General features: G+C 66.2%; 10 protein-coding genes. 3 read left to right on the top strand and 7 right to left on the bottom strand.

What is annotated here, in order from left to right; translation table 11 throughout:
* The first annotated feature begins 10 nt into the window (after nt 1-10).
* Nucleotides 11-2,617 carry a [protein-PII] uridylyltransferase gene (locus tag ABIC94_RS08580; RefSeq protein WP_354372594.1) on the top strand — a complete coding sequence of 869 codons (2,607 nt, stop codon included), beginning with the start codon at nt 11-13 and terminating at the stop codon, nt 2,615-2,617.
* Between the two features lie 84 nt (nt 2,618-2,701).
* Nucleotides 2,702-4,357, top strand: coding sequence for a phosphoglucomutase (alpha-D-glucose-1,6-bisphosphate-dependent) (pgm, locus tag ABIC94_RS08575; RefSeq protein ID WP_354372593.1), 1,656 nt, complete (start codon nt 2,702-2,704; stop codon nt 4,355-4,357).
* A 21-nt stretch (nt 4,358-4,378) separates the two neighbouring features.
* Here the strand turns inward: pgm and ABIC94_RS08570 are convergent, their stop codons facing one another.
* From ABIC94_RS08570 to ABIC94_RS08560, 3 genes are read right to left on the bottom strand one after another with little or no spacing between them, the layout of a single operon-like run.
* Complete coding sequence (locus tag ABIC94_RS08570; RefSeq protein WP_354372592.1) at nt 4,379-5,437, bottom strand: amino acid ABC transporter permease; 1,059 nt, start codon at nt 5,435-5,437, stop codon at nt 4,379-4,381.
* Complete coding sequence (locus ABIC94_RS08565) at nt 5,434-6,432, bottom strand: amino acid ABC transporter permease (RefSeq protein ID WP_354372591.1); 999 nt, start codon at nt 6,430-6,432, stop codon at nt 5,434-5,436. Before ABIC94_RS08565 ends, ABIC94_RS08570 begins: the two co-directional genes overlap by 4 nt.
* The gene (locus ABIC94_RS08560; RefSeq protein ID WP_354372590.1) at nt 6,429-7,463 is read right to left on the bottom strand and encodes an amino acid ABC transporter substrate-binding protein; all 1,035 of its coding nucleotides are present in this window, start codon (nt 7,461-7,463) and stop codon (nt 6,429-6,431) included. The genes ABIC94_RS08565 and ABIC94_RS08560 overlap by 4 nt, the downstream gene beginning before the upstream one ends.
* A gap of 173 nt (nt 7,464-7,636) precedes the next feature.
* Here ABIC94_RS08560 and ABIC94_RS08555 point away from each other — a divergent pair, with 173 nt between their 5' ends.
* The gene (locus ABIC94_RS08555) at nt 7,637-8,032 is read left to right on the top strand and encodes a DoxX family protein (protein ID WP_354372589.1); all 396 of its coding nucleotides are present in this window, start codon (nt 7,637-7,639) and stop codon (nt 8,030-8,032) included.
* A gap of 35 nt (nt 8,033-8,067) precedes the next feature.
* Here the strand turns inward: ABIC94_RS08555 and def are convergent, their stop codons facing one another.
* The 4 genes from def to ABIC94_RS08535 all read right to left on the bottom strand — a co-directional run bounded on the left by def (nt 8,068) and on the right by ABIC94_RS08535 (nt 12,434).
* Nucleotides 8,068-8,607, bottom strand: a complete 540-nt coding sequence (def, locus tag ABIC94_RS08550; protein ID WP_354372588.1) for a peptide deformylase — start codon at nt 8,605-8,607, stop codon at nt 8,068-8,070.
* A 56-nt stretch (nt 8,608-8,663) separates the two neighbouring features.
* Nucleotides 8,664-9,107 carry a hypothetical protein gene (locus ABIC94_RS08545; RefSeq protein WP_354372587.1) on the bottom strand — a complete coding sequence of 148 codons (444 nt, stop codon included), beginning with the start codon at nt 9,105-9,107 and terminating at the stop codon, nt 8,664-8,666.
* A gap of 108 nt (nt 9,108-9,215) precedes the next feature.
* Nucleotides 9,216-11,300 (bottom strand): NAD-dependent DNA ligase LigA, encoded by a 2,085-nt coding sequence (gene ligA / locus ABIC94_RS08540; RefSeq protein ID WP_354372586.1) that lies wholly within the window; start codon nt 11,298-11,300, stop codon nt 9,216-9,218.
* Between the two features lie 27 nt (nt 11,301-11,327).
* Complete coding sequence (locus ABIC94_RS08535) at nt 11,328-12,434, bottom strand: cell division protein ZipA C-terminal FtsZ-binding domain-containing protein (protein ID WP_354372585.1); 1,107 nt, start codon at nt 12,432-12,434, stop codon at nt 11,328-11,330.
* Nucleotides 12,435-12,446: the final 12 nt, after the last annotated feature.

Raw genomic sequence — 12,446 nt, 5'->3', positions numbered from 1 at the left:
GGAAAAAGCCGTGATCGAACCAGCCAAGATCGATGTAGCAACGCTGCGCGAAGCCTATCGCGCAAAGAAGCTCGCACTGTTCGACACCCTGCGTTTTGCACGCGCACCCACGCGCAGCGTGCACACGGTGCTGCGCCAGTTGTCGGCGCTGGCCGACCAGACCTTGTGCGCACTTTGGCGTGAAGCCGATTTCGGCGATTCGCTCGCGCTGGCGGCCGTGGGCGGCTTCGGCCGCGGCGAGCTGTTTCCGTATTCCGATGTCGACGTGCTGTTGCTGCTGCCGCCCGAAGGCCACGCCAGCGAAATCGATCCGGCCCGCATCGAGGCCTTCATCGGGCACTGCTGGGACGCGGGGCTTGAAATCGGCTCCAGCGTGCGCACAGTCGAAGAGTGCCTGGCCGAGGCCGAAAAAGACGTCACGGTTCAGACCTCGCTGCTCGAATCGCGGCTGATCGCGGGCAACAAGAAGCTCTTCGTGGCTTTTCGCCGCCGCTTCACCAGGGCCATCGACCCGCAGGCTTTCTTCATGGCCAAGTCGCAGGAAATGCGGCACCGCCACCAGAAGTTCGACAACACGCCTTACGCGCTCGAACCCAACTGCAAGGAATCGCCGGGCGGCCTGCGCGACCTGCAGACCATTCTCTGGATGGCCAAGGCCGCCGGGTTCGGCAACCGCTGGGACGACCTGGCCAAGAACGGCCTGGCAACCCCCTTCGAGGCACAGCAGATCAAGCGCAACGAGGCCCTGCTCTCGCTCATTCGCGCGCGGCTGCACGTGATTGCCAACCGGCGCGAAGACCGCCTGGTGTTCGACCTGCAGACCGCCGTGGCCGCGAGCTTCGGCTACCAGGGCGAATCGCAGCGCAAGTCGAGTGAAGCGCTGATGCGGCGCTACTACTGGGCGGCCAAGGCGGTGTCGCAGCTCAACCAGATTCTGCTGCTCAACATCGCGGAACGGCTGCAGCCGATGGACGAGCAGCACACGCCGATCAACGAGCGCTTCTTCGAGCGCGCCGGCCTGATCGAGATTGCGAGCGACGACCTCTACGAGCGCGAGCCGCACGCCATTCTCGAGACCTTTCTGCTCTACCAGAAGACCATCGGCGTGAAGGGCCTGTCGGCTCGCACGCTGCGCGCGCTCTACAACGCGCGCCACGTGATGGACAGCAAGTTCCGCAACGACCCGGTCAATCACCAGACCTTCATGCGCATCCTGCTGCAGCCTTACGGCATCACGCATGCGTTCAGGCTCATGAACCAGACCTCGGTGCTGGGGCGCTACCTGCGGGTGTTCCGCAGCATCGTGGGCCAGATGCAGCACGACCTGTTCCACGTGTACACGGTGGACCAGCACATCCTGATGGTGCTGCGCAACGTGCGGCGCTTCTTCATTGCCGAGCATGCGCATGAATACCCGTTCTGCTCGCAGCTCGCGGCCGGCTGGGACAAGCCATGGATCCTTTACGTGGCGGCGCTGTTCCACGACATTGCCAAGGGCCGCGGCGGCGACCACTCCACGCTCGGCGCGCGCGACGTGCAGCGCTTTTGCAAGCAGCACGGCATCGCACGCGAAGACTCGAAGCTCATCGAATTCCTGGTGGCCGAACACCTGGTGATGAGCCAGGTGGCGCAAAAGCAAGACCTGAGCGACCCGGAGGTGATCGGCGCTTTCGCCAAGCGCGTGGGCAACGAGCGCTACCTCACGGCCCTGTACCTGCTGACCATCGCCGACATTCGCGGCACATCGCCGCGCGTGTGGAATGCCTGGAAGGGCAAGCTGCTCGAAGACCTTTACCGCTACACCCTGCGCGCGCTCGGCGGGCGCATGCCCGACCCCGACGCCGAGGTCGAATCGCGCAAGCGCGAGGCGCTGGTGCAGCTTGCCTTGCATGCGCAGCGCTTCGAAGCGCACAAGGCGCTGTGGGAGACGCTGGACGTCGGCTACTTCATGCGCCACGACGCGGCCGAGATCGCCTGGCATGCCAAGCAGCTTTCGCGCTTCGTGCCGCCGCCCAACGTGCCCGTCGACCCCAAGGCGCCGCCCATCGTGCGGGCGCGTCTTTCGCCGGTGGGCGAAGGGCTGCAGGTGGTGGTGTACACGCCCGACCAGCCCGATTTGTTCGCGCGCATCTGCGGCTATTTCGACCAGTCGTCGTTCAGCATTCTTGACGCGAAAGTACACACCACCAGCAACGGCTACGGCCTGGACACCTTCCAGGTTGTAACTACTTTCCTGCCCGACCACTACCGCGATCTCATCAGCATGGTCGAGTCGGGCCTCGCGCAAACGCTGACCGAAGCCGGCCCCCTGCCCCCGCCCAGTGTGGGACGGGTGTCGCGCCGTGTGCGCAGCTTTCCCATCAAGCCGCGCATCAGCCTGCTGCCCGACGACAAGGCACAGCGCTGGCTGCTCAACATCTCGGCCAGCGACCGCACGGGGCTGCTGTATTCGGTGGCACGCGTGCTCGCGCGGCATCACCTGAACCTGCAGCTCGCCAAGGTCACGACCCTGGGCGAGCGCGTGGAAGACACGTTCCTGATCAGCGGACCGGAACTGCAGGGCCAGAAGACACAGCTGGCCATCGAGACGGATTTGATGGAAGCGCTGGCCTCCTGAGGGGCTTTCCGCTTGTTTCGTTCGCAGGCGCATCCTGCGGCATGATGTTGTCGACTTGATTCAACTCGAACGGCAACACCCGACATGAGCCAGAAGACCAATCCCCTCGCGGGCCAGCCCGCATCGCTGGACCTGCTCGTCAATGTCCCGCGCCTCATCTCGGCCTACTACACGGGCCGGCCCGATCCATCGGTGCCCGCCCAACGCGTGGCCTTCGGAACATCGGGGCACCGCGGCTCTTCTTTCGACGACGCTTTCAACGAATGGCATGTGCTGGCGATAAGCCAGGCGATTGCCGATTACCGCAAGCAAAAAGGCATCGACGGCCCGCTGTTCCTGGGCATCGATACGCATGCGCTCTCCACGCCCGCATTCAACAGCGCGGTGGAAGTGCTGGCCGCCAACGGCGTGGAGCTGATGCTGTCGAAGGACGACGAGTACACGCCGACGCCTGCCGTCTCGCATGCCATCCTGGTCTACAACCGCGGGCGCACGACCGGGCTGGCCGACGGCATCGTGATTACGCCTTCGCACAATCCGCCCGAAAGCGGCGGCTTCAAGTACAACCCGCCCAACGGCGGCCCGGCGGGCACCGACATCACCTCCGCCGTCGAGGCCGCCGCCAACAAAATGCTGGCGAACGGGCTCGAAGGCGTGAAGCGCATGCCGCTCGCGCAGGCGCTGCGCGCTTCGACCACACACCGGCACGACTACCTCAACACCTACATCGAAGACCTGGCCCAAGTGCTCGACATGGACGCCATCCGCGGCGTGGAGATCGACCTCGGTGTCGACCCGTTGGGTGGTGCCGGCGTGCACTACTGGCCGGCCATCGCCGAGCGCTACAAGCTCAAGCGCCTCACCGTGCTGAACCAGGAGGTCGACCCGACCTTCCGCTTCATGTCGCTCGACTGGGACGGCCGCATTCGCATGGACCCATCGTCGCCCGACGCGATGCACAAGCTGATCGCGCTGAAAGACCGCTTCGGCATCGCCTTTGCCTGCGACACCGACCACGACCGCCATGGCGTGGTCGCGCGCAGCTCGGGCCTGATGCAGCCGAACAGCTACCTCGCGGTGATGATCGACTACCTCTACACGCACCGGCCGCAATGGCCGGCGCAGGCGGCCGTGGGCAAGACGGTGGTGAGCAGCCAGATGATCGACCGCGTCACGGCTCGGCTCGGCCGCAAGCTCTACGAGGTACCGGTGGGCTTCAAGTGGTTCGTCGACGGGCTGGTGGACGGGTCGCTGGGCTTCGGCGGCGAAGAAAGCGCGGGCGCGACCTTCCTGCGCTTCGATGGCTCGGCGTGGACCACAGACAAGGACGGCATCGTGCCCGCCCTGCTCTCGGCCGAGATTGCCGCGCGCACCGGGCGCGACCCGGGCGAACGCTATGCGGAACTGGCACAGGCGCTGGGCCAGCCGGTGTCCGACCGCGTCGACGCGGCAGCCACGGTCGAGCAGAAGAAAAAGCTGTCGAGCCTGTCGCCGCAGCAGATCAATTCGACCGAACTGGCCGGCGACAAGATCGAAACCGTGCTGAGCCATGCGCCGGGCAACGGCGCGGCCATCGGCGGCGTGAAGGTCGTCACGGCCAATGGTTGGTTCGCCGCGCGGCCCTCGGGCACCGAGAACATCTACAAGATCTACGGCGAAAGCTTCGAGGGTGCGCAGCACCTGGAGCGGATCCTCGAAGAGGCGCAGCAAGTGGTGGACAAGGCGCTGTCGGCAGGCTGATGAAAACCGGCGCGCGGCCGCTCAGCGCGTCCCCTCTCCCAGCCGCCGCTCCAGCCACACGCTGTAGCGCGAGAGCCCGAAGCACAGCACCCAGTACACCGCCGCAATGAAGAGGTACCCCTCGAGGTAGAACGGCCGCCAGGTCGGGTCGCCGCCCAGGGCCAGGCCCAATGCGCCGGTCAGCTCGAACAGACCCACCACCGTGACCAGCGATGTGTCTTTCAGCGTGCCCACCACGTTGTTGGTCAGCGCCGGCACCACGAGCCGCAAGGCCTGCGGCAGCACGATGTCCCGCTGCACCGGCCAGCGCCCGAAGCCAAGCGCCATCGCCACCTCGGTCTGTCCGCGCGGTACGGCCTGCAAGCCGCCGCGGATGATCTCGGCCAGATAGGCCGCCACGAACAGCGTCAGGCCCGCCAGCACGCGCACCAGCACATCGGGCTGCCAACCCGCGGGCCACAGCAGCGGCAGCAGGAAAGAGGCCATGAACAGCACCGAGATCAGCGGCACGCCACGCACCAGTTCGATGTAGCTTGCGCTCAGCGTGCGAACCACCGGCCAGCCCGAGCGACGGCCCAATGCAAGCAGCAGCGCGAGCGGAAAGGCCAGCGCCAGGCCCACCACCGCAAGGCCGATGGTGAGCGGCAAGCCGCCCCATCGGCTGGTCGGCACATGGCTGAGCCCGGCGACGCCACCGCTCATCAGCAGCGCGAACAACAGCAGCGCCACGATCCAGAGCGGCACCAGCCACCAGCGCCAGCTGCGCGGCCGGGCGCTCAGCACCGTGACGGCCGACAGCACGACCACCGCAATGGCCGGGCGCCATTGCTCTTCATAGGGGAAGCGGCCGAACAGCATCGGCCGCCACTTCTCGGCCACCACGCCCCAGCAGGCGCCGTGCTGCACCGCGCGGCAGGCCTCGGCGTCGGGCCGGAATACCGCGTGCACCACGCCCCATTCGACGGCATGGAAACCGCCCCACGCGAGCAACGCAAGCAGCAGCATCGTGGCCAGCGCCCGCAGCGGCGAACCCCAAAGTTCGCTGCGCCACGCGATGGGCCCTTGCGCGATGTTTCTCATCGCCAGCCTCGCAATGCGACGCGCGCGTTGTAGCGGTTCATGCCGAAGGAGATCATGAGAGAGAGCAGCAGGTACACCGCCATGATGATCGCGATGCACTCGAAGGCCCGGCCGTTCGAGCCGATGGTGGTGTTGGCCACCGACACCAGTTCCGGATAGCCCACGGCCACCGCAAGCGATGAATTCTTGGTCAAGCTGAGGAGCTGGTTGGTGAGCGAAGGCACGATCACCCGCAGCGCTTGCGGCAGGATCACGATGCGCAATTGCTGCACCGACGTCAGCCCCAACGCCTGCCCGGCCAGCACCTGCCCCTGCGACACCGACAGGATGCCGGCGCGCACGATTTCCGCCACGAAGGCCGCTGAGTAAAAGGACAGGCCCGCGACGATGGTCACGTATTCGGGGCTCAGCGCCGCGCCGCCGCTCACGCCGAAGTCGCCCTTTTCGGGCCATTCGAAGTGCGTCGGCCACCAACCGCCCTCGCCCGTGGCGGGCCAGGGCACGCTGAGGCCGCCCTTGCTGAGCCAGACGCCCGGCATCAGCCTGACGGGCTCGGTCGGATCGGGAAGCAGATTGGCCATGGCAAAAGCCAGCATCAGCAGTTGCACCAGCAAAGGCACATTGCGCAGCACTTCGACATACGCGGTACAGATACCGCGCAGCAGCACGTGCGGCGCGAGCCGGCCGATGCCGATCAGCGTGCCGAGCACGACCGAGAAAATGGCGGCGGGCACCGCCGCCCGCACCGTGTTGATCAGGCCCGCCAGGAAGGCGCGCCAGAACGGCTGGCTGGCATCGAAGTCGAGCCAGCCTTCGCTGATGGAAAAACCCGCGGGCTCGGTCAGAAAGTCGAAGCCCGAACGAACCCCGCGCGAGCGCAGGACTTCGAGCGCATGGTTCACCACCCAGACGGCGCAGGCCACGACGGCCAGTACCAGCAGCGCCTGGACGACCCAGGCCAGCCAGGCGCCGCGGCGCGAGGCTTCCCGGCTCATCGAACGGGTGGTGCGTAGATCAGGCCGCCCTTGTTCCAGAGGTTGTTCGAGCCGCGCGGCAGCTTGAGCACCGATTTCGGCCCGACGTTGCGCTCGAACATCTCCCCGTAGTTGCCCACGGCCTTGATGGCGCGGAACGACCAATCCTTGTCGAGGCCCAGCAGCTTGCCCAGGTCTTCGCCGGTGCCGACCAGGCGCTGCTGCGCCGGGTCCTTGCTGTTGGCCTTGAGCTCATCGGCATTGGCCTGGGTGACGCCGAACTCTTCGGCCTCGATGAGCGCGTTGGGCACCCACTTGGCAATGGCAAACCATTCGTCGTCGCCACGGCGCACCAGCGGCGCAAGCGGCTCCTTGGAGATCAGTTCGGGCAGGATGACGTAGTCGTCGGGGTTCGGCGCTTCCTTGTTGCGCAGACCCGCGAGCGCCGACGCGTCGGTGGTGAAAGCCTGGCAGCGGCCCGAGAAAAAGGCCTTGAAGGAAGCCTCGAAGCTCTCGAACACCACGGTCTTGACCGGGATGTTCTGCGCGCGGAAGTAGTCGGACACGTTCTTCTCGTTGGTGGTGCCCGACTGCGTGCAGATGGTCGCGTTCTTGAGTTGCTTGGCGCTGGTGACCTTGAGCTTCTTCGGCACCAGGAAGCCCTGGCCGTCGTAATAGGTAATGGTGGTGAAGTTGAAGCCGAGCGAAGCATCGCGGGTGAGCGTCCACGTGGTGTTGCGCGCGAGGATGTCGATTTCACCGGCCTGCAGTGCCGAGAAGCGTTGCTGCGAATTGAGCGGTACGAAGTCGACCTTTTTCGCATCGCCCAGCACGGCGGCGGCAATGGCGCGGCAGGTGTCCACGTCCAGACCCGACCAGTTGCCCTGCGTATCGGGCGCGGAAAAGCCGGCTACGCCGTTCGTCACGCCGCATTTCACGGTGCCGCGCTGCTTGACGGCATCGAGGGTTTTGCCGGCGAAGGCCGGCGCGGCGGCCGCGAATGCGACGACAGACGCGGCAACGGCCAGCGCGGGACGGAATCGGTTTTTCATTGGTGTGTTCTCCTCAACAACAAGCAAAAGGCAGTGTACGGGGCTGCGCGCTACTCTGCCAAAGAACGGGCAGTTGGATGCATATGCCGCACCGGCCGCCTGCTCCGGGCTTTTCTTGCCCGCTGCATTCACTAACATACGGCCCTTCAATCACTCTCACCAGGAATCTGCTCATGACCAAATCCGATGACACCGGCAAGCTCGTTCTGCGCGTCGCACTCGGCATCCTCATCCTGCTGCACGGCATTGCGAAGGTCGGCAAGGGCGTCGACGGCATCGGCGGAATGCTGGCATCCCATGGCTTGCCGGCGGCCATGGCATACCTGGTCTACGTCGGCGAGATCCTCGCTCCCGTGCTGTTGATCGTGGGGCTGTTCACCCGGCCGGCGGCACTGATCGTTGCCCTCAACATGCTGGTGGCCATCTGGCTCGTGCACCAGAAAGACCTGGGCTCACTCAACGGCCAAGGCGGCTGGGCTCTGGAGCTCCAGGGCATGTTCCTGTTCTCGGCGATTGCCATTGCGCTCTTCGGCGGCGGCCGTTTCGGCCTGGGCGGCAAATACAACTGAACGCATGCGGCCGGTGATGAACCGGCCGTTTTTTATCAGTCGTCGTCGGTGGCGTCGAGCCCTGGAAACAGGACCTCGGTGTAGCCGAAGCGGGAAAAATCGCGCACCCGCATCGGGTAGAGCTTGCCCAGCAGGTGATCGACCTCGTGCTGTACCACGCGCGCATGAAAGCCGCTCGCGGTCCGGTCGATCGGATCGCCATACGGATCGAAGCCGGTATAGCGGATGTTCGAGAAGCGCGGCACCACGCCGCGCAGGCCCGGCACCGACAGGCACCCTTCCCAGCCCTCTTCTTCCTCTTCCCCGATCGGCGTGATGACGGGATTCAGCAGCACGGTGCGGGGCACCGGCGGCGCATCGGGGTATCGGGGATTGACGACATCGGTGCCGAAGATGACGAGTTGCTGGTCGACACCGATCTGCGGCGCGGCCAAGCCGGCGCCGTTGACCGCAAGCATCGTCTCGAACATGTCTCGCACCAGCAGGTGCAGTTCGTCGGTGTCGAAGGCAGCCACCGGCTGCGCAACGCGCAGCAGCCGGGGGTCGCCCATTTTCAGGATTTCGCGAATGGCCATGGCGAGATTATCGCGACAGCCGTGCGCTGAGGCTGGGTCGCCCGCCGTCGCTCCGATCAGGGAGGCGTTTGAGTCTTGGAGTCGGGCGACGTGTAGAGCCGCGAGCGGCCGCTAGGCGGCGGCGTGCGGTACTGCGGCAATGGCGAAACGCCGGTATTCCCGGTCGGCGGCACGATCGCGCCGGCACCGGGCGGCCGGCCACCGCCGCCCCAGCCCGGGCGCGCCACCGGGTAACCCGGCCGCACCGCCGGATAGCCTGGCCGGCCATAGTGCGGCCGGTCACCGTAATAGGGCCGCCCGCCGTAGTAAGGCCGGCGACCTTCGTAGTAGCCGCCGCCCTCGATGTAGACGGGCGCTGGCTGAACGACCACCGGGTTGTCGTAATACGGCTGCGAATAGCCCCCGCTGTAGTAAGGGTCGCCAGGAACAGCCACGCAGCCGCCGAGCAGCGCGAAGCCGCCGATGGCGACGCAGGTACCGAGAACACGAATTTTCTGCATAAGGGACTCCTTGTCAGCCTTTTGTCTTCAACGCCAGCTTGTAGCCCCTGTTGACTGCGCTGATGTGAAGTCACGTAACCGGCGGTAAGAACGCCACGCTTTCACTCTTCAGCCCGGCACCCCGTTGGCGAGTATCTCCAGCATACCCGCCTCGTCGATCACGTTCACACCGATCTCGCGAGCCTTGTCGAGCTTGCTGCCGGCTTCCTCGCCCGCAACCAGGTAGTTCGTCTTCTTGCTGACGGAGCCGGCCACCTTGGCACCGGCCGCTTCCAGTTTGTCCTTCGCTTCGTCCCTGCTGAGCGTAGGAAGGGTGCCGGTAATCACGAAGGTCAGTCCCGCCAACGGCTTGGGTGCCCGGGCGGCGGGTTCGCCTTCTTCCCAGGTCAGGCCGCAGGCGCGCAGCTGCTCGACGACTTCGCGGTTGTGCGGCTGGTCGAAGAAGGTGCGCAGGCTTTGCGCCACCACCGGGCCGACGTCGTTGACCTCGAGCAACTGCTCCTCGGTCGCGTCCATGATCGCGTCGAGCTTGCCGAAGTGCTTGGCCATGTCTTTGGCGGTGCTCTCGCCCACATGCCGGATACCGAGCCCGAACAGAAAGCGCGGCAACGTGGTTTTCTTCGAGGCTTCGAGCGCATCGACGAGGTTCTTGGCCGACTTCTCGGCCATGCGGTCCAGGCCCGCCAAGGTGGTGAAGCCGAGCTTGTAGAGGTCGGGCAAGGTGCGGATCAGGTTGGCATCGACCAATTGCTCGACCAGCTTGTCACCGAGGCCGTCGATATCGACCGCACGGCGTGCCGCAAAGTGCAGGATGGCTTCCTTGCGCTGGGCCCCGCAGAAGAGGCCGCCGGTGCAGCGGTAGTCGACCTCGCCTTCCTCGCGCAACGCTTCCGATCCGCACACGGGGCACTGGCGCGGCATGGTGAACAGCGGCCCGCGCTCGGCGTCGGGCTTGGCCAGGCTCTCCGGCACCACGCCGACCACTTCGGGAATCACGTCGCCGGCGCGGCGCACGATGACCTTGTCGCCCACGCGCACGTCCTTGCGGCGGGCCTCGTCCTCGTTGTGCAGCGTGGCGTTGGTCACGGTTACGCCGCCGACGAACACCGGCGCAAGCTTGGCCACCGGCGTGAGCTTGCCGGTGCGGCCCACCTGCACCTCGATGCCGAGCACCTCGGTGAATTGTTCCTGCGCGGGGTACTTGTGCGCCACCGCCCAGCGCGGCTCGCGCGAAACGAAGCCGAGTTGCCGCTGCAGCTCGATGCCGTCGACCTTGTAGACGACGCCGTCGATGTCGTAGGGCAAGGCATCGCGCTGGCGACCGATGTTCTCGTGGAACGCAATCAATTCAATCGCACCCCTCGCGCGCGCCGTCTGCTTGGCGACCGGGAATCCCCATGCGTCGAACTGCTGCAGCCAATCGAACTGGGTCGGAAAATCCGGTCCGCCTTCGCTGGCCGGCGTCACCTCGCCGAGGCCATAGGCAAAAAAGCTCAGCGGACGCGCCGCAGTAATGGCTGGATCGTGCTGGCGCACCGCACCGGCCGCCGCGTTGCGCGGATTGACGAACAGCTTCTCGTTCTTTTGGCCGGCCGCGATCTTCTCGCGTTGGCGATCATTCAGCGCGTCGAAGTCGGCGCGCTTCATATAGACCTCGCCGCGGACTTCGACCACGGGGGGCGCCTTGCCGGTGAGCCGCAGCGGAATCTCGCGCACCGTGCGGATGTTCTGCGTGACGTCTTCTCCCACCTCGCCGTCGCCGCGCGTTGCGGCCTGCACCAGCACGCCGTTCTCGTAGCGCAGGTTCATGGCCAGGCCGTCGAACTTGAGCTCGCAGACGTACTCGACCTGCGGCCCGTCCTCGGGCAGGCCCAACTCCTTGCGCACGCGGGCGTCGAAAGCGCTGGCGCCGCCGGGCGTGATGTCGGTCTCGGTGCGAATCGACAGCATCGGCACCTTGTGGCGTACCTTCACGAAGCCGTCGAGCACCTTGCCGCCGACGCGCTGCGTGGGCGAATCGGGTGTGCGGAGATCGGGAAACTCCGCCTCGATGGCTTGCAGCCGCTGGAACAGCTTGTCGTACTCGGCGTCGGGTAGTTCGGGCGCATCGAGCACGTAATAGAGGTGGGCGTGCTTGTGGAGCAGTTCGCTCAGTGCGGCGGCTTCGCGTGCCGCTTCGTCGCGCGTTGTCATGGGTGTCTCCCGAAGAAATCGGATCAGCTAGCTGAAGAGGCGTCGCGCCAAAGGCGAACCGGCGGCCAGGTCGCGCGACTCGAGCGTGTCGTAGAGCTGCTCGAGGTCGGCGCCGATCACGTCCATGGTTTCTTCGCGCAGCAACTGTCCGTCGCTGTCGGTTACCACGCCGTCCATTTCGCGCGCCAGCGTGGCGGCGGCTTCGCGCATGCGGCGAAACGGCTGCTCGGCGCGGTCGACCTGGGGCACGTCCAGGCTCAGGCTCAGCTCGCGGATGGCCGACTGCGCCGGATCGTCGGCCAGCGCGGCCTGGGTGTCGAACGAGAGCCCGAGGATCGGCGGCAACCCCACTTCGCTGGTCGGCAGCACCATGCGGCCGGGAATGATGCCCGCCACAAACCCGAGCCGGGCCGCGTTCTGCTGTACATAGCCGGGGCTCCAGGCCGCGTGCAGCGCGCGCAGCACGAAGCCGAGCTGGGCGTCGTGCGCGCTGGCGAACTGGTCGAGCTCACGCGCACGCGCCACTTCGTCGAGCATTTCAGGAAACTCGAGCGCGCCGTTGACGGCATCGGCAAAGGCCTGCGCCTTGACGACGAATTCGGAGTATTCGATCTCGTTGAGCGCGCCGGTGCGGTTGGCGAGTTGCACGCCCACCTGGAATGCGCTGTAGCGCTGGCCGGGCACGGGCGGCTCCCACTGGCCGGTGTGCTCGTTCAGGCCTTCGATGGCAACAGGCTTGCTGCCCGCGCGACGGGTCGGCGGCATGGCCGCAATGGCCGCATCGCCCGATGCGAGCCCGTCCAGCGAGACCGGCGCGATCACGTCGATGAGTGGATCGAGCCCGCCGCGCCGCTCAGCGGTCGGGAGCGGGCTGGCGCCGGGCGCGGGCAAATCGGGGTCGAACAAGGGTTCGTGGCGCTCCTGGCCCGGCGGCATCTGGTGCGGATCGACGCGCAGCATCGGCTCCATGCCGCCGGCCGGGGAAGACGGCGAATGATCGTCATCGAACAATTCACCGCCGGCGGCGTCGGGCTGCCGCGGCGCATTGCGGCGCGAGGTGACGGTGTTGTAGGCCACGACGGCCGCGAGAACGAGGCCACCGAGGATGGCCAGGGCGAGAGTGAGATTGCTCATGCGCGCTGCTCG

The organism is Variovorax paradoxus (genome assembly GCF_040544635.1).
GTDB classification, from domain to species: domain Bacteria; phylum Pseudomonadota; class Gammaproteobacteria; order Burkholderiales; family Burkholderiaceae_C; genus Variovorax; species Variovorax paradoxus_R.
Note: the sequence above shows the minus strand (reverse complement) of the source record. Positions and strands in the feature narration are given on the sequence as shown.